Consider the following 19,130-nt stretch of genomic DNA (forward strand, 5'->3'; position numbering starts at 1 on the left):
TTGAAGAAGTATTCGCGGAAACTTTCTGGTTCTTTGTGAATCGCTGATATATAAGTCTTCACTCTATGCCTGATGGAATGCTCACATAGTTTGTCGGTTTGTGTGAAAAATTAATTTCTCGTTGCTGGTTTTAAGTTGTTGAGATATCTCTAACAGCGGTTGAGTGGTTGAGTTTATTGCTGGCACGGGTTATGTGCTCAGAGCGTAAAGCGACAGATCAGCATCGATCCGAAAGGTAGTAGAACGTCTCTTACTGATCTGTCTATTTCATGCTTATACTATTTTAGGTTGACCATCTGATGCGGTGGCACCGCCGTCTACAGGTAGGTTTGCGCCATTAATGAAAGATGCGTCATCACTTGCCAAGAAAGTCACGACAGACGCAATTTCTTCAGGTTCGGCTGCTCGGCCAAGCGCAATGCGCTCATTGAATTTATCGCGGATTTCCTGCGGCCAGCCGTTCGTCATGTTGGTTTTTACTAAGCTTGGGCATACTGCGTTAATTCTTACCCCATCCGCACCATGGTCCAATGCCATCGCTCGGGTAAGGTTCACCACTGCGCCTTTACTCGCGCAATAGAATGCGGCACCCCAGTCACCACCCAAACCGGAAACGGACGCGGTATTTACCATACAACCTTTCGTTTTTAAGAGTTCAGGCAAAGCAAACTTCGCGCAATAAACAACACCATCAATGTTTACACCAGAGATCTTCTTCCAGTCTTTCACACTACCTTCAATCACGGAACCAGGGACATGTACGCCAGCATTGTTTACTAAAATATCCAGTTTACCGAAACGGGTAACAACATCAGAAATCAGTGCTGCGACTTTTTCTGGTTCAGAAACATCAATGGAATGCGCAGACACACGCTGTTTATCAAAGCCCTCAACGGCGTTTGCCAACTGCTCTTCATTCCAATCGGCAAGAGCGACGTTTGCGCCTTCTTCATACAAACGTTTTGCGATGGCCAAACCAATACCATTGGCAGAACCAGTGACGAGTGCGACTTTATTTTTTAATCCTCTCATGCGATCTCTCCTTCGAAACTTACAAAAACGGGATCTTGATTTTTCTCGGTGCGCGGCAACATCAGTTTGTCGTTGTCGCTGTAATCTACGGGGATAGCCACCACTGCTGGTCCTTCAACGTCCATGGCTTTATTCAATGTCGGTAGCAATTCGTGTTGACTAGTCACTGCGAAGCCTTTCGCGCCAAATGATTCGGCGTACGCCTTGAAATCAATTGGTCCAAATTTCACACCAGAGCAGCGCTGATATTTGTTGATCTCTTGCATTTCTACCATGTTGTAGGCGTTATCAACCCACACAATATGGAGGATATTGCAGTTCAGTCTAACCGCGGTTTCCAACTCCATGCTCGATTGCATAAAACCGCCGTCTCCCGATATCGATACCACTTTGCTACCAGGTTTTATTAGGCTGGCACCAATGGCCCATGGTAGTGCAACGCCCATTGTTTGTTGGCCGTTAGACACCAGCATTTGGCGAGCTCGAAAACAGCTTAAGTAACGAGCGATCCAGATGTGGAAGCTCCCCATATCAAGGCATAGCGTGGTATCTGGTGTGATGATAGATTGCATGGCTTTAATTAGCGCCAGTGGATGAAACCCTTGCTTGTTATAGACATTGGGATAGGTCTTGATCACTTGCCGTTGCAGTGCTACCTCTTCCAGTACTGAAAGTGTCGTTGGGGAAAGGCGAGCATATTCAGAGATATAGCTGCCCATCTTGTCTAATGACTGCGCAATGTTTCCGACGATTTCAACACAAGGCTGATAATTAAGTTGGTATTCTGCTGGTTCAATATCGAGGTGAATCACTGGGTTGCGGTGGCTGTTCCAAAGCTCAGGGTCATACTCTATTGGGCTAAAGCCGATGGTGAGAATTAAATCGGCGTCCCGCAGTAAAACATCGCCAGGTTGGTTATTAAACAAACCGACACGCCCAGCAAAGTGATGATAGTAATTGATGTCTACCGTGCCGGCGGCCTGGTAAGTGCCGACAACGGGTAGCTGCGTATTTTGAAGAAACCGAGCGATAGCAGCTGCGTTTTGACTGCGGCTCGCGTGAAGGCCAAGTAAAACCACACAGCGCTTTGCTTTACTGATTCGACTGACCGCTTCTTCGATTGCTGCGATGTCTGCGCAACCAGGCTGTGTGTAAGGCGAGGGGACAATAATGTCCGTTTGGGTTTGCTCGGATAAAACATCTTGAGGGAGACTCAAAAAGCAAGCCCCAGGACGACCTGACTCTGCGATACGAAATGCGTTCGCCATGATCTCGCTTGCGGCGTCCACATGCTGCACTTCAGCACTGAACTTAGTTATAGAGCGAAAAATACTGACGGTATCCATGCTCTGGTGTGTTTGTTTTTGCTGGTCAGTTCGTTTCACCGCACCACCGATAGCTATCAGCGGATCGCCTTCGGAGTTTGCTGTTGCCACCCCCGTAACTAGATTTCCACAGCCAGGGCCTGACGTAACCATCGTGACGCCTGCTTTGCCGGTTAGTCTTCCCATAACACCCGCCATAAATGCGCCGTTAGCTTCGTGGCGTACCGGAATCATTTGGATGTTAGTGTCTTCAATCGCATCGAACAGTCGATCGATTTTTGCACCGGGAATACCGAAAATGTACTTAATGCCGAGAGACTCTAGCTGTTGAGCGATCAACTGAGCTCCATTTTTATTTGAAGGTTTGGATTGCATTTGTTGTCCTTATTATTTGCCTGACTTTGTTACTTTTCCGCCTTTTCTATGGCGGTATTTATATCTTCCGGAGCCAAATTGGCGTTGAGGAAGTCTGTCGATACTGGGGGATCAATCACTAGCCGTGAGACTTTGCCAATCTGGAGAAATCCTGACGAAATGCTGTAATCCTGGATATGACCACCTCCTTGGCGGTCATCGGTAATAAAATGTTCGTGATAGCCGGGTACATTGATGCCAGTCGTATATTTAGGACTGCGAAAGCCGGCGACCACGCCTTGCTTATGCGTGAAGCGGAATGTTGGTTGTTCTTTGACCACTTCAAGCATTGGTCGATAAGGGCGTGTTTGTTTAGGTACGGTACGAGTACGAACTGAATCGAAAACACCATCAATGCGCACTGCGCAAAATAGGTTATCGCTTGGAACCAGGTCGTCTATGAGGCTATGGACTTCATGACGTGACATGCGCGATGTCAATGGCAGCTCGATATCAGGCTTAAAAAAAGTCATGACAGCAAAGGGCGTTTTTTGCGCTAGGTCTGCCGGGTTTGCGGAGCCATCCGACTTGAGTTGAAAAACTTCCTTATCAAAAGCAATCAACTCACCATCCAATTCATTGAACGTACCTAAACCAAAATCCCCATGTTTCAGCAGTTCTTCTATGGTTGTTGAGCCTTCGTAAACACCAGCTATCAAAGCACTCATTAACGAAGTCTGATAAATCTCACCATCTCCGGTAACGTGATGGTATTCAGAAAATTCTTTCGCTACTTCAAGCGAACAAGCACATAGAGGGTTATAAAATCCACGCATGAGTAAGACCATTTATGCAATGAAGAGTATATTTAGATTGACTTCTACACGGTGCTAAATCCAATATAAAAAAGATTTATTTTGATATGGAAAATATATGGAATTTCGCTACCTGAAGTATTTTGTCGCGGTCGCCGAGACTCGTCACTTTACCCGAGCAGCTGAACAGCTAGGGATTGCGCAACCTCCTTTAAGTCAACAAATCAAAAAGTTAGAGCATGAGCTTGGTGTGGACCTATTTAAGCGCTTGTCTAGAGGAGTAGAGCTAACCCATGCAGGGCAAGTCTTTTATACGGATGCGGTAAATATTCTTGCTGATGTGGAACGCGCTAAAGCAAAAGCTCGTCAGATTGCTCGTGGTGAAAATACGCAGGTTAAAATTGGGTTCGCGACGTCAACATCAACCTGCATTAAGGTATTGGAGAGGATTGGGCGTATTCAAGAGAATGGGGTTCATTTACAGACGGCGGAACTGTCAATGCCAGAGCTTGCCACTCAGTTAAAAAGCAAACAACTTGATCTCGCAATCATGCGGCTACCCTGTTACGCCAGTGAGCCTTTTGAGCACAAGGTGTTGTTTAACGACCCGTTTGTCGCGGTGATTCCGGCGGGGCATGAACTGGCAAAATATCCCTGTATCCAGATGAAACAGTTGAGAGGCCATAAAATTTTACTGTTTCCACGAGAGACTGGACCCGCATTGTTTGATGGCATGAGCACACTTTTTGCCGACGCAGGAGTAAGGCTCGAACCACAGTTCGCAGCACCGCAACTTCGTACGACGATTGCCATGGCGCAGGCTGGGTTAGGTATCGCTCTCGTTCCGCGCTCACTGGCTGAACATCTCGATGATTCCGCGACAGTCGCCGAGATTGATGATATCCCTCTCACTAGTCGTGTTGTTGTTGCTTGGGAGGCATCTAATCTCAATAAACAAGCGTTAAAAGTAGCCACGAACATCGGTCATGTTGGGGCTTAAAGATGAGTCATATAGCCAGTCGATTCTACCCAACGAACAAAACTTACTGAAGATTGCGATTCTTTTGTCGTATATATTACCTACAACAAGTTGAATTGATAGCTGAACTCTCGTTTCATCGAGATGATAATGACGAGGAACTTGATTTAATGCATGGTTAAACAGTAAGGATGGCGGATGATTAAAGCACAAATATATGATGTATTTTGTGATGAGTTAGCTCAAGGTAACCCATGTGGCGTTGTCGAACTAAATCACTGGCTGAGTGATTCTGAATTACTTCAAATCACTCATCAGGTCGCTCAACCTGTTACATCATTTATGGTTCAGTCTGGCAGTGACTACCACATTCGCTGGTTTAGCCTAGAAGGAGAGATAAACCTATGCGGACACGGAAGTTTGGGCGCAGGCGCTGCAATCATTTCCAACTATCATCAGAATGAGGTCATTCTAAAAAGCCAGTATGGCCATATTACCGTTACTGGACTGGATGGAATGTACAGGATCGTGATGCCAAGTTGGCAAGCCAAGCCTCATGCCATCCCCTTGGGTATTTCAGGCTTTTCCAATGACCCCGTAGATGCTTTTACAACGCGTGATTTGGTTGTTGTTCTCGAATCCGAAGATGATGTTGTTCGCTATCAACCTAACTTTGATGAGCTGATTAAAATTGATGAGTTTCATGCGGTCATCGTGACGGCTCAAAGCTCTGATAGTGGCTATGTGCTGCGTTACTTTGCACCTAAAATCGGTATTTCAGAAGATCTTGCCACAGGCTCGGCTCAGTGCTCATTAGCGCCTTATTGGTTTGAAAAGCTGGGCAAAGAAAAATTGACGGCTCGTCAGCTATCTCGTGCTGGTGGTTATTTTGAAGTGGCTCGTGGTTCAGAATCTACGATCGTATTGTCTGCACACGTGAATGTAAACGCCTCTAGCTCCTAACGCAAGAGCTAGAGGTCCCCATTTTTTATTGACTTAAAAGTGCCGAGCTAAGATTTTAACCCTGCAGCGGTCATCATGACGCGAAATAACATAGACACTAACCCTAATGCAGCGACGCTAACGACCCATATTCCAACCATCCAAGCCCATTGGCGGCACCAATTTTTGATTTTCATACTCACTCCTTATCAACTCGTTAATGGTACGCTTCGCCTTCTTTTACTTTTCCGGAGAAGACGTAGTAACTCCAAAAGGTGTAAGCCAGAATGATCGGGATGATGATCACTGCTCCAACGAGCATAAAGCGCTGACTGCTTGCAGGAGCCGCTGCTTCCCATATTGATATGCTAGGAGGAATGATATTTGGCCAGATACTGATGCCAAGCCCAGCGAACCCGAGAATCACGATCACTAACGCCATCACGAAAGGGCTGCGCTCTTTACGCTTTTTAACGGAGTCGGCAATCTTCAAACATACCAGCCCAGTAATGACAGGTACGGGCAGTAAGTAGAACAAATTAGGCAGAGAAAACCATCTTTCCGCAATGGCAGGGTAAGCAAGTGGAGTCCAAGCGCTCACAATGACTAATGCGGAGATCATCGCCAGTAGTGTTTTGTTAGTGAAGCGGTGCATCGTGTTTTGCAGTTCACCTTCCGTCTTCATGATGAGCCATGTGCTACCAAGCAGCGCGTACGTTGCGACTAAACCCAAACCACAAAAGATGGGAAAAGGGCTGAGCCAGTCGAGTTGGCTACCTACGAAGACGCGGTTTTCCACCGCAAAGCCTTGAATTACCGCGCCAACAACGATGCCTTGGAAAAACGTGGTTAAAATCGAGCCGACCATAAAAGAGCGATCCCAGAACTTTAAGTGGTTTTCCAATGCTTTAAAGCGAAACTCAAATGCGACGCCACGAAAGATCAAAGCAATCAACATCAACGTTAAAGGGATGGTTAGCGCTTCAATAATCACCGCGTAAGCCATCGGAAAAGCGCCAAATAGAGATGCGCCTCCAAGCACAATCCAAGTTTCGTTGCCATCCCAAACTGGCGCGACACTGTTGACCATGACGTCTTTTTGTTTTTCATCCTTGATGAAGGGCATCAGTATTCCAATACCCAAATCGAAGCCATCCATGATGATGTACATCAAAGTGGCAAAAACGATGATCGCGAACCAAATCACGGATAAATCAAAATGCATATTCTTTACCTTAACTTTGTGACAAATTCTAGATGCGGCCTGAAACGGTCGTCATGTCGTGCTCATCGTGTTCGATTGCATCGGGGCCTTTCTTGATTTGGTGGATCATGTAGTAATAACCAAAACCAAATACCAAGCTGTATACAACCAGGAAACACAGCAGGCTGATGCTCATTTGTAGGTCTCCGTGTGCAGAAACCGCATCACGCGTTTTTTGTACGCCATAAACGACCCAAGGTTGCCGACCAACCTCTGTCGTAAACCAGCCAGCGAGTATTGCGATAAGACCAGATGGCCCCATAAATAATGAAAACTTGAGGAACCAACGCGAGGTATAAAGCGTGTTCTTTTTTCGTAACCATATGCTGTAGAAGCTCTGTAAAATCATCAGAAGTCCTAGCCCGACCATGATTCGAAATGACCAAAAGACGATAGGTGAGTTCGGTCGTTCCTCTTTCGGGAAGTCTTTCAGCGCCGGGATTGGCTCAGTTAAACTGTGGCGTAGGATCAAACTTCCTAAAACAGGAATTTCTAAGGCATAGTCTGTGCGTTCTTGTTCCATGTTTGGCATGCCGAACAATATCAATGGGGTTGGTTTGCCATCACTGTTATCCCAATGTCCTTCGATGGCAGCGATTTTGGCGGGCTGGTGTTCCAGAGTGTTTAGCCCGTGCACATCGCCAATCACGGCTTGGAGTGGCGCAAGGAACACTAAGATCCCGAGCGACATCGAAAACATGGTTTTTACCGCAGTCGATTGATTGCCTCTCAATAAATGCCAGGCGGCTGACGCGCCTACAAAGAGTGCTGAACTGACGAAAGCCGCGACGCTCATGTGCGCCAAACGATAAGGAAATGAAGGATTGAAAACGATAGCAAACCAGTCGGTTGGCACCACACGTCCGTCGATAATTTCATAGCCTTGTGGCGTTTGCATCCAACTGTTGGAGGCGAGAATCCAGAACGTCGAAATGATCGTTCCTAACGCCACCATCGAGGTTGCAAAAAAGTGCAGCTTTTCGCCGACGCGACGCCACCCAAACAGCATTACGCCAAGAAATCCGGCTTCGAGAAAGAAAGCCGTTAACACTTCATAAGTCAGTAATGGGCCTGTGATAGAACCAGCGAAGTCGGAGAAACCACTCCAGTTGGTGCCGAATTGATAGGCCATGACAAGACCAGATACAACACCCATTCCAAAGTTAACCGCAAAAATTTTCGACCAGAAGTGATAGAGCTTTTGGTAATCGGGATTACGTGTTTTTAGCCATAAGCCTTCCAGCACGGCGAGATAGGTGGCCAAACCTATGGTGATAGCGGGGAAAATAATATGAAAGGATACCGTAAAGGCGAACTGTATCCGTGCAAGCATAAATGCGTCGAGGCCAAACATTAAACTTCCTTTGATCTTTTAAGTTTTATGAGAGAGCTATTTTAAAAGGAGCGGAATGAGGGAAGTAGGTACAGACAGTGACTATAAACCTATAACAGATTAAATATTGAAGTGTTATTATTTTGAATTCGGCTTTAGGGAAGGGGATTTGCGTTTGGCGAAGTATCAAGAGTTAGTGGAACAGCTTAAAAGGCAGATAAAATCGGGGATATGGCATCCGGGTGACAAGCTGCCTTCTCTGCGTCGCCAATCTGAACACTCGGGTTTAAGCTTGATGACGGTGTTGCATGCCTATCAAATTCTGGAATCTCAAGGCTGGGTAACGTCACAGCCGCGCTCTGGTTATCGAGTCGCTCCCAATATTAAGAGTTCAGATGAACCCCAAGCGCCAGCCGCGGTTTCGTGGACAGAGCAGGTAGACATCAATGAGTTTATCTTTGATGTTCTGCAGGCGAGCAAAAATCCATCCATGATCAATTTTGGCTTTGCCTATCCAGACCCAAGTTTGTACCCACGATATCACGTGAATCGGGCGATGAGCGCAGCCGCTCGCAATATGCCGATTTCCACCACCTTTGATAACTTACCGCCGGGAAACGAACAATTACGCACCATCATCGCGAAGCGTTATGCTGCGAAAGGCATTGAAATTTCACCCGATGAAATTGTCATTACGGCAGGCGCGCTGGAGGCGTTAACGCTCAGTTTGCAAGCTTGTACAAGACAGGGAGATTGGGTGGTTGTGGAGTCGCCTGCATTCTATGGCGCTTTGCAATCCTTAGAGCGGTTAGGTTTGAAAGCGCTCTCAGTAAGAACAGACCCAGTCACGGGCATTGACCTAGACTCATTGGAACGAGCGCTGCAAACGCATGATGTGAAAGCGTGCTGGCTGATGTCGAACTTCCAGAATCCTCTGGGTTTTACGCTCTCCAACGAGAAAAAACAAAAGCTGATTGAACTGACACAGCGATATAACGTGCCAGTAATTGAAGATGATGTGTACAGCGAACTGCATGCTGAGAATGACTCGGTTTACCCACTAAGAATGTTTGATGACACGGGCAATACCATGTTGTGCTCCTCGTTTTCAAAATCATTAATCGCAGGGCTACGTATTGGTTGGGTTGCGGCGGGAAAGCGGGCGCTAGAGGTACAAAAGTTACAGCTAATGAGTACATTAGCGACGAGTGCACCAGTGCAAATGACATTGGTGCATTATTTAACAAGCCGCAATTATGAATTGCATTTGAAGCAGTTACGGAAAAAGCTGTTTGAACGCAAAAGTAAGATGACGGGTCTGCTCAGTGAGCTGTTACCTGAAGCAGTCAACGTGTTAAGCCAAAGCGGCGGGTACTTTATTTGGTTAGAGCTCCCCAAGCATATTGATGCCTTGCCAATATATCGAGAAGCACTAAAAGGTAATATCAGCATCGCACCGGGAAAGATGTTCAGCCTGACAGAACAATACGATCACTGTATTCGTCTTAACGCTTCTTTTGAGCTCAATGACAAATACGTTCATGCTCTCATTCTGCTTGCCAATATTATTCGCGACCATTTGGCGAAATAGCGACTTTCTTCAGTTTTTTGGTTTAATGGAGCGCGCCGGATTTCCGACAACTCGATCGCCCGGCACAACGTCTTTGGTTACGGCAGAGCCAGCGCCAACGATGGCCTGGTCGCCAATGGTCACGCCTGGCAGTATGATAGCGCCCCCACCAATCCAAACGTTATTGCCGATGTTGACCGGTTTGGCGATCTCATCTCCAGCTAAGCGCCTTTGCGTATCGAGTGAATGAGCGGCTGTGTAAATTTGCACTCTAGGCCCAATCATGACGTTCGCGCCAACCTCAACCTGTCCATTGTCCAGAATAATGGCATCCCAGTTGATGTAGGTGTTTTCTCCGATGGACAAGTGACAACCGTAGGTAAGTTGAAGCGGTGGCTCTATACAGGCGCTGTTTTTTAATTGGACGCCCATTTCCGCCAATAGTTGTCTACGGATATCTGGGTTTGGCTCGTGGTTAAATTGGAAGACAAGCTGCGCAGTTTTGGCGCGCATTAGCTTTAGTTCTTCATCCAGACAATTATAGGTTTCTCCAGAGCGCATCCGAGTCAGTTCTGACATAACAATCATTCCATCAATGTTATTCGCAATAAGGTGCATAATAATTGAAGGTGATTCGAAGTGAAAATTTGATGCTTAAAAATCAGAAAGTTATCACTGATTTGCCTTGCGTATTCAGTTGGTTTATTGGCTCGTTTAGTTCACAAAGACGTACTCCCTAAATGGCTTAATCGGTTGAAGCCAAAGTGGGAAACCACTCGAAGCGTTTTGTATAGATTACAATATAGTTAATAAGAAGAACTTAATTGAGCCGCTTGCGCTATCGATTGGGCTAAAAATATAAGACTTATGCGCTCTGGCTTGCTGGCAACGATGAATCAAGAGTGAGCACTTTATGTTCGAACGGGTCATTTCATTTTTGGAAACAACACTGTTTACCTTTAACGAACAACCTATCACGTTGTGGGCGATATTGATGGTGCCGACATGGGTCATTGTCGCTTTATGGTTATCGAAAATTTTGATCAAAACCGTTACGTCAAGAATGTCTTCATCGGGGAAAGACCCAAACGTGATTCATTTGGTTAAACGGATATTATTTGTCATCGCTCTCGCCATTATTTTTATGACCACACTTTCGATGATAAATGTGCCAATTACCGCGTTTGCCTTTCTGTCTGGTGCCATCGCTATCGGCTTCGGTTTTGGTGCGCAAAACATCATTAACAACTTCATAAGTGGCTGGATTTTGATTGGTGAAAAGCCAATCCGAATTGGGGACTTTTTAGAGGTTGAGGGCGCCAAAGGCACTGTCGAGCAAATAAATACACGCTCAACGAGAATCAGACGAACCGATGGTGTTCATATGCTCATACCCAACAGTCAGTTGATTGAGAACGTGGTGATCAACTGGACGTTATGCGACAGATTAGTTCGTGGCTCTGTCGTCGTCGGTGTCGCGTATGGGAGCGATGTCAAACAGGTTGCTGCCTTAATGGCGGAAGTGACTTCGCAGCAAGCGCAAGTTCTGAGTTCGCCAGCGCCAGATGTGTTTTTTCAAGACTTTGGTGACAATGCTTTGATCTTCGAATCTTATTTTTGGATTAACTCAACGGTTGAGGGCGGTATTCGCTCGGTCGCAAGTGCCATGCGTTTTGAAATCTACGAAGCTTTCGAAAAGCACGGCATTGAAATCGCGTTTCCACAACGAGATGTGCACATTGATGGGCAAATCAAGTTGTCTAGGGAGAGAAACGGATAGGGCGATAAGCGGTATTGGTGTTCTTATCTTGGTGTCGAGTAACCAAAGCGAGGCGGTCACAACACGGATTCACCTCGTTAGAAACCAGTTTGAAGGCGTTATTGGTTGTCCCACATGACTTCGCATTCTTCTTTGATTGCTGATTTTAGCAACTCAATCAGTGGAAACGCTCTGCGTCCTAGGCTTACCGCGGGCTCTGCTTGTTCTTCCTCCTCGTCTACATCAGTATGGAGATTTTCTTCAGCTGCATTTTTCGCAGATAGAGCAGAAGTTAATCTTGATAACGCGTCAGGAACATCTTGAGCGGAAATTGATCCCGGCACCCTGCCGCTGTGACCCATCATTTTGAGCATATCTAATGCAATATCACCAAACATTGTGACGTTTGAGTGGCTTCGACAACGAAATGTTATGAGCATTTACCTGATCCTGTTTTATACGTTCGCTTTGAAACTAAATTGTAGCTGAAATCAGGCACTAATTAATGTGATGAAGACCGTTGAGCGTTAAGGTTTTTATGAGTAACAATAAAAAACGGGCACGTACGTCTGCATGCCCGTTTAAATACATTATTTGATTATGATAGTTGATGATTTACAAGCTATACGGATCGCCTAGAGCCAATGCGACCCTAGAAGCAGGAGACTTTCCTAACGCACGGCAAATTTGCCAACCCGCTTCATTGATGACGCTAAGGTCAACGCCCGTTTCAATCCCAAGTTGCTCACACAGATAAAGTACATCTTCCGTTGCAACATTGCCACTGGCTCCTTTCGCGTAAGGGCAGCCGCCGAGCCCCGCTACTGCGCTATCAATGGTGTTGATGCCCATTAACAAGGCTTGATAGATATTGGCTAATGCTTGTCCATAAGTGTCATGAAAATGTACTGCGAGCGCGTCTTTTGGCAGTAGCGTTAACAACGAATCCAGTATGGCGATAACGCGATTAGGCGTTGCTTTACCGACAGTATCACCGAGCGAAATCTCATAACATCCCATATCAAACAACGTATTGGCGACCTTGGTAGTTTGCTCTGGCTTGACTACTCCCTCATATGGACACACCATGGTACAAGACAAGTAACCGCGTACAGGAATGTTATGCTGGTTCGCCAATTCGATAACGGGTTCAAATCGAGCGAGACTTTCGGTAATGCTGCAGTTGATGTTCTTCTGGCTGAACGTTTCTGAAGCGGAGCCAAACACCGCAATTCGCTTTACACCGCTTTCCAGCGCACGTTCTAACCCTGCGAGATTTGGTGTGAGCGCGCTATAAACCACGTCAGGCTTTTTTGAGATACCAGCAAACACCTGATCGGAATCGGCCATTTGAGGCACCCACCTTGGAGAGACGAAAGATCCCGCCTCAATATGCTTTAAGCCACTGCTGCTTAGTTGGTTAATCAAACGGATTTTATCAACCAGCGTCACTGATGTTTCATTTTGCAGACCATCACGAGCGCCGACTTCGACGATATTAACCTTCGCTGGTAGCATATTCGCGCTCCTTATCTTCACTGACGTTATCCGATATCAAAGACAAATTCAGCAGGATGGAACCGTGCTGTACTTGGTCCCCGTGCTGATAAAACAATTCGTCGACTTTTGCTGCTACCGGAGCCGTGATGGTGTATTCCATTTTCATTGCTTCGAGTACCAAAAGCGGATCGCCCGCCGCCACTTCGTCACCTTTAGCCACCATAACTGCTGAAATTATGCCGTTGAGTGGTGCGGTTGGACTTAGTTCATCGTCAATATCTTTTGCAGAGTCAAAGTTAGGTTGATGAGCAAACGTGCGTTGCTGGCCAAGATAAAACAGTGTTGTCTGTTGCTCATCGCTAAGTGCATTAAAGGTGTAACGCACATTATCAATATCGACGATAAACTGGTTGCCACTTTCAAGCAGGATGACTTGATGCAATTCCTCGCCGCATCGGACAGTGACGTGAGAACCTGTATCTTGCGATGATTGTTGCAAACGTATCTGATGGTTGGCATTGGCATCCGTGAAGTTAAATCGATATACGTTGTCAACTGACAGTCTAAAACCTCGTTTGGTTGGCGCGGGTAACGTTGAGTTGACTGATTTTGAAATGAGATCATTCCAGTGAGCAACAGCCGCCAACGTTAGCCAAATAGAATCCGGCACGTCTTGCTGCTCATTTATGCCTTGTTGATGTGTGACGAGGAAACCTGTATCAAGCTCAACCTCGGCAAAGGCTGGCTGAGAAATAATGCTGTGCAGATAACCAATGTTTGTCGTTACGCCACGTACGTGATATTGATTTAACGCCTGCTTAAGCTGCTTGAGCGCGATATCACGAGTTTGCCCCCAGACGATCAGTTTGCTGATCATTGGATCGTAATATTCGCTGATGCTATCGCCTTGGGTAACACCACTATCAACGCGCACGCACGCTAGGCGCACATTACTGTCTGATACGGGTTCTTTTAAGTAGTCAATGCGGCCAGTCGACGGCATAAAGTCATTGTCTGCATCTTCGGCGTAAATTCGCAGCTCGATTGAATGACCGTTGTGGGTGATTTCAGATTGCGAAATAGGTAAATGCTCGCCAGCTGCGACTTTGAATTGCCACTCCACCAAATCAACGCCGGTGATCAATTCAGTGACAGGGTGTTCAACTTGCAGACGGGTATTCATCTCCATGAAGTAGAATTGACCTCGGCTATCGAGTAAAAACTCTACCGTGCCCGCGCCAACATAGTCGATCGCTTGAGCGGCCTGAACCGCAGCTTCACCCATTTGTTTACGCAGTTCATCACTAAGACCGGGAGCTGGTGCTTCTTCCACAACTTTTTGGTGACGGCGTTGAATGGAGCAATCGCGATCAGAAAGATAGACACAGTTGCCATGTTGGTCTGCAAATACCTGAACTTCAACGTGGCGAGGCTGCAATATACATTTTTCGATTAGAAGCTGCTTATCGCCAAAGCTTGAAAGTGCTTCACGCTGCGCACCGTCGATGGCCAGCGGCATTTCGGCTGCGCTATTGACCACTCGCATGCCTTTACCGCCGCCACCTTGTGTTGCTTTAAGCATCACTGGGTAACCGATTTTTTCAGCTTCCGCTAATAAGTGCTCTACGCTGTTGTCTGTGCCGTGATAGCCGGGAACCAAGGGCACGTTCGCCTCAGACATGATGACTTTGGCGTGCGACTTGGAACCCATTGCTTCAATTGCGCTGGTGGAAGGGCCAATAAAGGCGATGCCATTTTCGCTGCACGCTTTGGCTAGTTTCGGGTTCTCGGAAAGAAAACCATACCCAGGGTGGATAGCATCGGCTTGCCATTTTTTCGCAGCACCGATAATCGCATCGATATCGAGATACGATTCACTCGCCGGAGCGGGGCCAATGAATTCAGCGAAATCCGCTTGTTTAACATGTAAGCTGCTACGATCCGCTTCGGAATAGACGGCAACCGTCTCGATAGCCATGGCTTTTGCGGTTTTAATGATTCGGCAGGCAATTTCACCGCGGTTTGCGATCAGTATTCTTTTAAACATGATTCCTCCAATTGGCGGCGCGCTTTTCAAAAAATGCAGCTAGTCCTTCTTGTCCTTCTGCGGACACGCGGGCGGTTGCAATAGCTTGGCTGGTGTATTCAATTAATGAATGCTCGATAGGTTGATTGTCACAACGTAAGCAGAGCGTTTTTGCTGCCTGCATGGCTTGTGGACCGTTGTTGAGCAGGTGATCAATGGTGCGATTGACGGCTTCACGTGGTTGAGCGTCTATCTGATGAAGAATACTCATCGATAGAGCGGTTTCGGCATCGATCATTTCCGCAGTCAAAAAGTAGCGTCGGCTTTGGCGTTGTCCAATCGCTCGAATTACGTAGGGTCCGATGGTCGCGGGCAATAAGCCGAGTTTCACTTCACTCAAACAGAAGCGGCTTTCAGGTGTGCCGATAGCGATATCGCAGCAGCAGATAAGCCCAAGTGCGCCACCAAATGCTGCGCCGTGCACCATAGCAATGGTTGGTTTGCTAAAGGTATCCAGTTTATGCAGGAGCATCGCCAATTGCTGTGCGTCTTGCAGGTTTTCACTCTCGGTTTTGGTGGCCATTGACTGCATCCAGCCAAGGTCTGCACCCGCAGAAAAGTGTTTCCCTTGTGCCGTTAATACTAACGCGCGTAGAGAGTCGTCTCGCTCAAGTTGTTCCAAGGTTTCGATAAGTGAAGCAATTAATTCATCATTAAACGCGTTGTGTTTTTCTGGTCGATTCAGGCTCAACCAGGCAACGCCATTGCTGTCTTTTTCAAGCAGTAGTCCGGTCATGTGACTTCCTTTGTCTGACATTTCAGTCTGTATTTCAATGCTCGCTAACCATTACTTGTTAAACATCGGTATTCGCGAGGAGTTAAGGTTTGCCTTGCATCCGACTACATACGGAAGATGCCAAATTTACTGTCTGGTATGGGCGCATTAAGCGCAGCAGACAGAGCAATGCCGACAACATCACGGGTTTTCGCAGGGTCAATAATGCCGTCGTCCCACAGGCGTGCACTGGCGTAGTATGCATGGCTTTGAGTCTGATATTGCTCCGCAATTGGACGTTTGAACGCTTCTTCTTCCTCTACGCTCCAGCTTTCACCTTTGCGAGTTTTGATATCGCGGGTCACTTGCGCCATCACGCCAGCCGCTTGCTCTCCACCCATGACGGAGATGCGCGCGTTTGGCCACATCCACATCATGGTTGGATCATAAGCGCGGCCACACATGCCGTAGTTCCCTGCGCCATACGAGCCACCAATAACCACGGTAAACTTCGGCACGTCTGCACACGCAACAGCAGTTACCATTTTCGCACCATGTTTGGCGATGCCTTCGGCTTCGTACTTCTGACCGACCATAAAGCCCGTGATGTTCTGTAAGAAGAGCAGAGGAATTTTGCGTTGTGCGCACAGCTCAATAAAATGCGCGCCTTTTTGTGCTGATTCCGAAAATAGAATGCCGTTGTTAGCGACAATGCCAATCGGCATACCGTGAATATGGGCAAAGCCACAGACCAAGGTTTCGCCGAACAAGGCTTTAAATTCATCGAACTGGGAATCATCAACAATTCGGGCAATGACCTCTTTAACATCAAACGGCTTTTTGAGATCGGTTCCGACGATGCCGTACAGCTCTTGGGCAGGAAAACGCGGCTCCAGTGGCGTTTTTTGCTTGAGTTGGACGGGTTTCAAGTGGTTAATTTGAGAAACCGCTTGTCTTGCCAACTCTAACGCGTGGTGATCATTTTCTGCGTAATAGTCCGCCACGCCAGAGGTGCGACAGTGAACGTCTGCGCCACCAAGATCTTCCGCGCTGACTTCTTCACCTGTCGCTGCTTTTACAAGAGGTGGACCTGCCAAAAAAATCGTGCCTTGTTCTTTGACTATGATGGATACGTCGCACATGGCAGGAACATAAGCGCCGCCAGCGGTACATAGCCCCATGACCACCGCAATTTGTGGAATGCCTTTGGCCGACATACGGGCTTGGTTGTAGAAAATACGGCCAAAATGGTCTTTATCTGGGAATACCTCATCTTGGCGGGGTAGGTTAGCGCCGCCAGAGTCGACTAAGTAAACACACGGCAGTTGGCATTTTTCTGCAATTTCTTGTGCTCTTAAGTGCTTTTTCACGGTGAGTGGGTAGTAACTGCCGCCTTTTACAGTCACGTCGTTGGCAACGATCATACACTCGGTGCCGTCAATTACACCCACACCGGCAACCACTCCAGCACATGGAACGTAATCTGGATACACATCCCAGCCAGCAAATTGACCAATTTCTAGAAAGGACGAACCAGGGTCGAGTAGGGCAAGAATGCGCTCACGTACCGGAAGTTTGCCTTTCTTCTGCTGATGCTCGCGGGCTTTCTCACCGCCACCATCTTCTATTTGGGCAGTCACGGTATAAAGTTGATCTACAAGTGACGCCATAGAGCGGTAGTTTTCCTGATACTGCTCTGAATGGGTATTAATATTGGTCGTCAAACAAGCCATAAATAGCCGATCTCCATTCGGTAGACGGGTGTCACCACCCGTCTTTATTTAGGTTGAATAAGATTTAGATTGAATAAGGAAGTTGTTTCGAGTTCGAACCGCCTAGGTATGATGATTAGGCGCTTTCGTTAAACAATTCGCGACCAATAAGCATGCGGCGAATTTCTGAAGTGCCCGCACCGATTTCATACAGCTTGGCATCTCGCAACAAACGGCCCGTATCAAACTCGTTGATGTAGCCGTTACCGCCAAGTAGTTGAATCGCATCCAGTGCCATCTTGGTTGCCAGCTCTGCGCTGTAGAGGATCGCGCCAGCAGAATCTTTACGTGTGGTTTCACCGCGATCACAAGCGGCAGCGACGGCGTAAACATACGCTTTAGCGGCATTCATTTGTGTGTACATATCCGCGATTTTTGCTTGAACTAGCTGGAATTCACCGATGGATTTACCGAACTGTTTACGGTCGTGAATGTAAGGCACAACGATATCCATACACGCCTGCATGATGCCAAGTGGGCCGCCTGCAAGCACCACACGTTCGTAGTCGAGGCCGCTCATCAATACTTTCACGCCTTGGTTTTCTTCGCCGAGAATATTTTCCGCAGGGACTTCGCAGTTTTGGAAGACCAGCTCACACGTATTCGAGCCGCGCATACCCAACTTGTCGAGTTTTTGTGCTTGAGTAAATCCAGGGAATCCGCGTTCCACAATAAATGCCGTGATGCCTTTGGAGTGCTGGCTTGGGTCGGTTTTTGCGTAGACAACATAGGTGTGTGCATCAGGGCCGTTTGTGATCCACATTTTGTTGCCGTTTAGCAGGAAAATATCGCCTTTACGTTCGGCTTTAAGCTGCATAGAGACCACATCAGAGCCGGCGCCGGGTTCACTCATTGCAAGGGCGCCGATATGTTCACCGGAGATGAGCTTAGGTAGGTATTTCTCTTTTTGCGCTTGTGTGCCGTTACGGTGGATTTGGTTGACGCAAAGGTTGGAGTGAGCGCCGTAACTTAACGCAACCGAAGCGGATGCTCGGCTGATTTCTTCCATAGCGATAACGTGGGCGAGATAGCCCATGCCTGCACCACCAAACTGTTCGCTGGTGGTCACACCTAAAAGACCCATGTCACCTAATTTGGACCAAAGATGGTTTGGAAAGTCGTTAGTTTGGTCGATAGATTGCGCTAGCGGCGCAATTTCTCTTGCAGCAAAACTATTGATTTGCTCGCGAAGCAAATCGGTATTTTCGTCATAAACAAAGTTCAGGGAAGAGTAGGTAGATTTCATTGCGTGTCCTTGCCTTTACGTCACCTACATCCCAGAGTTGAGGTGTTAGGTGACTTTTTCGCCTTTCATGGATCTCAGTGTGTTTTGGCATCGCAACTGCGCAGCATTTAACTCCATCATTACCGCTTGAATGTCGTTTGCTTGCTGTTGCAATGCTGCCTTCTTCTCTTCGATCAACCGAATCATATAGTTCAACTGCTCAGTACTTTGATCGGTATCGTAGAGTTCAAATAACTCTTTGATATCTGCAAGAGAAAAGCCCAATCGCTTACCTCGCAAAATCAGTTTTAGTCTAATTCGATCACGACCATTGTAGATTCGAGTGTTGCCTTTACGTTCTGGAGTTAGGAGACCTAAATCTTCGTAGAAGCGAATGCTTCGAGTAGTAATGTCGAACTCTTTCGCGAGCTCGCTGATCTTAAATGTGTTCATTCCTTA

18 protein-coding genes are annotated in these 19,130 nt (G+C 47.0%); 4 read left to right on the plus strand and 14 right to left on the minus strand.

Annotation, left to right across the window (positions count from 1 at the left end; translation table 11 throughout):
• Nucleotides 1-273: 273 nt before the first annotated feature.
• Genes R7F64_RS11065 through budA form a run of 3 tightly spaced genes read right to left on the minus strand, consistent with a single transcriptional unit; the run spans nucleotide 274 to nucleotide 3,547 of the window.
• Nucleotides 274-1,032 carry an SDR family oxidoreductase gene (locus R7F64_RS11065; RefSeq protein WP_318071685.1) on the minus strand — a complete coding sequence of 253 codons (759 nt, stop codon included), beginning with the start codon at nucleotides 1,030-1,032 and terminating at the stop codon, nucleotides 274-276.
• Nucleotides 1,029-2,732 carry an acetolactate synthase AlsS gene (alsS, locus tag R7F64_RS11070; protein WP_318071686.1) on the minus strand — a complete coding sequence of 568 codons (1,704 nt, stop codon included), beginning with the start codon at nucleotides 2,730-2,732 and terminating at the stop codon, nucleotides 1,029-1,031. Before alsS ends, R7F64_RS11065 begins: the two co-directional genes overlap by 4 nt.
• 29 nt (nucleotides 2,733-2,761) lie before the next feature.
• On the minus strand, nucleotides 2,762-3,547 hold the full coding sequence (gene budA / locus R7F64_RS11075) for an acetolactate decarboxylase (protein WP_318071687.1): 786 nt from the start codon (nucleotides 3,545-3,547) through the stop codon (nucleotides 2,762-2,764).
• 97 nt (nucleotides 3,548-3,644) lie between these two features.
• On the opposite strand from budA, the gene R7F64_RS11080 reads away from it, so the two are divergent.
• Both R7F64_RS11080 and R7F64_RS11085 read left to right on the plus strand, forming a co-directional pair.
• Nucleotides 3,645-4,526, plus strand: a complete 882-nt coding sequence (locus R7F64_RS11080) for a LysR family transcriptional regulator (RefSeq protein WP_158173446.1) — start codon at nucleotides 3,645-3,647, stop codon at nucleotides 4,524-4,526.
• 177 nt (nucleotides 4,527-4,703) lie between these two features.
• On the plus strand, nucleotides 4,704-5,468 hold the full coding sequence (locus R7F64_RS11085; RefSeq protein ID WP_213961566.1) for a PhzF family phenazine biosynthesis protein: 765 nt from the start codon (nucleotides 4,704-4,706) through the stop codon (nucleotides 5,466-5,468).
• Between the two features lie 47 nt (nucleotides 5,469-5,515).
• On the opposite strand, the gene R7F64_RS11090 is transcribed toward R7F64_RS11085, so the two are convergent.
• Genes R7F64_RS11090 through R7F64_RS11100 form a run of 3 tightly spaced genes read right to left on the minus strand, consistent with a single transcriptional unit; the run spans nucleotide 5,516 to nucleotide 8,065 of the window.
• Nucleotides 5,516-5,644: a DUF2474 domain-containing protein gene (locus tag R7F64_RS11090; protein WP_005373267.1), complete on the minus strand. Its 129-nt coding sequence runs from the start codon at nucleotides 5,642-5,644 to the stop codon at nucleotides 5,516-5,518.
• 20 nt (nucleotides 5,645-5,664) lie between these two features.
• Nucleotides 5,665-6,672: a cytochrome d ubiquinol oxidase subunit II gene (gene cydB / locus R7F64_RS11095; RefSeq protein WP_047101326.1), complete on the minus strand. Its 1,008-nt coding sequence runs from the start codon at nucleotides 6,670-6,672 to the stop codon at nucleotides 5,665-5,667.
• Nucleotides 6,673-6,700: 28 nt separating this feature from the next.
• Nucleotides 6,701-8,065: a cytochrome ubiquinol oxidase subunit I gene (locus R7F64_RS11100; protein ID WP_182015882.1), complete on the minus strand. Its 1,365-nt coding sequence runs from the start codon at nucleotides 8,063-8,065 to the stop codon at nucleotides 6,701-6,703.
• Between the two features lie 154 nt (nucleotides 8,066-8,219).
• On the opposite strand from R7F64_RS11100, the gene R7F64_RS11105 reads away from it, so the two are divergent.
• Nucleotides 8,220-9,635, plus strand: a complete 1,416-nt coding sequence (locus tag R7F64_RS11105; RefSeq protein ID WP_318071688.1) for a PLP-dependent aminotransferase family protein — start codon at nucleotides 8,220-8,222, stop codon at nucleotides 9,633-9,635.
• A 9-nt stretch (nucleotides 9,636-9,644) separates the two neighbouring features.
• On the opposite strand, the gene R7F64_RS11110 is transcribed toward R7F64_RS11105, so the two are convergent.
• Complete coding sequence (locus R7F64_RS11110; RefSeq protein ID WP_318071689.1) at nucleotides 9,645-10,193, minus strand: sugar O-acetyltransferase; 549 nt, start codon at nucleotides 10,191-10,193, stop codon at nucleotides 9,645-9,647.
• A gap of 334 nt (nucleotides 10,194-10,527) precedes the next feature.
• Here R7F64_RS11110 and R7F64_RS11115 point away from each other — a divergent pair, with 334 nt between their 5' ends.
• Nucleotides 10,528-11,394 (plus strand): mechanosensitive ion channel family protein, encoded by an 867-nt coding sequence (locus R7F64_RS11115; protein WP_005373258.1) that lies wholly within the window; start codon nucleotides 10,528-10,530, stop codon nucleotides 11,392-11,394.
• Between the two features lie 98 nt (nucleotides 11,395-11,492).
• On the opposite strand, the gene R7F64_RS11120 is transcribed toward R7F64_RS11115, so the two are convergent.
• From R7F64_RS11120 to R7F64_RS11150, 7 genes are all read right to left on the minus strand, one after another.
• Nucleotides 11,493-11,813 carry a DUF1840 domain-containing protein gene (locus R7F64_RS11120; RefSeq protein ID WP_318071690.1) on the minus strand — a complete coding sequence of 107 codons (321 nt, stop codon included), beginning with the start codon at nucleotides 11,811-11,813 and terminating at the stop codon, nucleotides 11,493-11,495.
• 175 nt (nucleotides 11,814-11,988) lie between these two features.
• Nucleotides 11,989-12,891, minus strand: coding sequence for a hydroxymethylglutaryl-CoA lyase (locus R7F64_RS11125; protein ID WP_318071691.1), 903 nt, complete (start codon nucleotides 12,889-12,891; stop codon nucleotides 11,989-11,991).
• A complete protein-coding gene (locus tag R7F64_RS11130; RefSeq protein WP_318071692.1) occupies nucleotides 12,872-14,920 on the minus strand; it encodes an acetyl/propionyl/methylcrotonyl-CoA carboxylase subunit alpha in 2,049 nt (682 codons plus the stop codon). The genes R7F64_RS11125 and R7F64_RS11130 overlap by 20 nt, the downstream gene beginning before the upstream one ends.
• Nucleotides 14,913-15,695 carry an enoyl-CoA hydratase-related protein gene (locus R7F64_RS11135; RefSeq protein ID WP_054702315.1) on the minus strand — a complete coding sequence of 261 codons (783 nt, stop codon included), beginning with the start codon at nucleotides 15,693-15,695 and terminating at the stop codon, nucleotides 14,913-14,915. The genes R7F64_RS11130 and R7F64_RS11135 overlap by 8 nt, the downstream gene beginning before the upstream one ends.
• Nucleotides 15,696-15,799: 104 nt before the next feature.
• Complete coding sequence (locus tag R7F64_RS11140) at nucleotides 15,800-17,407, minus strand: carboxyl transferase domain-containing protein (protein WP_053304724.1); 1,608 nt, start codon at nucleotides 17,405-17,407, stop codon at nucleotides 15,800-15,802.
• Between the two features lie 115 nt (nucleotides 17,408-17,522).
• A complete protein-coding gene (locus R7F64_RS11145; protein ID WP_033906445.1) occupies nucleotides 17,523-18,692 on the minus strand; it encodes an isovaleryl-CoA dehydrogenase in 1,170 nt (389 codons plus the stop codon).
• Nucleotides 18,693-18,737: 45 nt separating this feature from the next.
• On the minus strand, nucleotides 18,738-19,124 hold the full coding sequence (locus tag R7F64_RS11150; RefSeq protein ID WP_005373242.1) for a MerR family transcriptional regulator: 387 nt from the start codon (nucleotides 19,122-19,124) through the stop codon (nucleotides 18,738-18,740).
• Nucleotides 19,125-19,130: the final 6 nt, after the last annotated feature.

It is taken from the genome of Vibrio sp. Vb1980, assembly GCF_033338615.1.
Lineage (GTDB): Bacteria > Pseudomonadota > Gammaproteobacteria > Enterobacterales > Vibrionaceae > Vibrio > Vibrio alginolyticus.

Bases quoted from the DNA above. Each gene is read 5' to 3' on its own strand.
- R7F64_RS11065 (WP_318071685.1), bottom strand. From the start codon at position 1,032: ATGAGAGGATTAAAAAATAAAGTCGCACTCGTCACTGGTTCTGCCAAT.
- alsS (WP_318071686.1), bottom strand. From the start codon at position 2,732: ATGCAATCCAAACCTTCAAATAAAAATGGAGCTCAGTTGATCGCTCAA.
- budA (WP_318071687.1), bottom strand. From the start codon at position 3,547: ATGCGTGGATTTTATAACCCTCTATGTGCTTGTTCGCTTGAAGTAGCG.
- R7F64_RS11080 (WP_158173446.1), top strand. From the start codon at position 3,645: ATGGAATTTCGCTACCTGAAGTATTTTGTCGCGGTCGCCGAGACTCGT.
- R7F64_RS11085 (WP_213961566.1), top strand. From the start codon at position 4,704: ATGATTAAAGCACAAATATATGATGTATTTTGTGATGAGTTAGCTCAA.
- R7F64_RS11090 (WP_005373267.1), bottom strand. From the start codon at position 5,644: ATGAAAATCAAAAATTGGTGCCGCCAATGGGCTTGGATGGTTGGAATA.
- cydB (WP_047101326.1), bottom strand. From the start codon at position 6,672: ATGCATTTTGATTTATCCGTGATTTGGTTCGCGATCATCGTTTTTGCC.
- R7F64_RS11100 (WP_182015882.1), bottom strand. From the start codon at position 8,065: ATGTTTGGCCTCGACGCATTTATGCTTGCACGGATACAGTTCGCCTTT.
- R7F64_RS11110 (WP_318071689.1), bottom strand. From the start codon at position 10,193: ATGTCAGAACTGACTCGGATGCGCTCTGGAGAAACCTATAATTGTCTG.
- R7F64_RS11115 (WP_005373258.1), top strand. From the start codon at position 10,528: ATGTTCGAACGGGTCATTTCATTTTTGGAAACAACACTGTTTACCTTT.
- R7F64_RS11120 (WP_318071690.1), bottom strand. From the start codon at position 11,813: ATGCTCATAACATTTCGTTGTCGAAGCCACTCAAACGTCACAATGTTT.
- R7F64_RS11125 (WP_318071691.1), bottom strand. From the start codon at position 12,891: ATGCTACCAGCGAAGGTTAATATCGTCGAAGTCGGCGCTCGTGATGGT.
- R7F64_RS11130 (WP_318071692.1), bottom strand. From the start codon at position 14,920: ATGTTTAAAAGAATACTGATCGCAAACCGCGGTGAAATTGCCTGCCGA.
- R7F64_RS11135 (WP_054702315.1), bottom strand. From the start codon at position 15,695: ATGACCGGACTACTGCTTGAAAAAGACAGCAATGGCGTTGCCTGGTTG.
- R7F64_RS11140 (WP_053304724.1), bottom strand. From the start codon at position 17,407: ATGGCTTGTTTGACGACCAATATTAATACCCATTCAGAGCAGTATCAG.
- R7F64_RS11145 (WP_033906445.1), bottom strand. From the start codon at position 18,692: ATGAAATCTACCTACTCTTCCCTGAACTTTGTTTATGACGAAAATACC.
- R7F64_RS11150 (WP_005373242.1), bottom strand. From the start codon at position 19,124: ATGAACACATTTAAGATCAGCGAGCTCGCGAAAGAGTTCGACATTACT.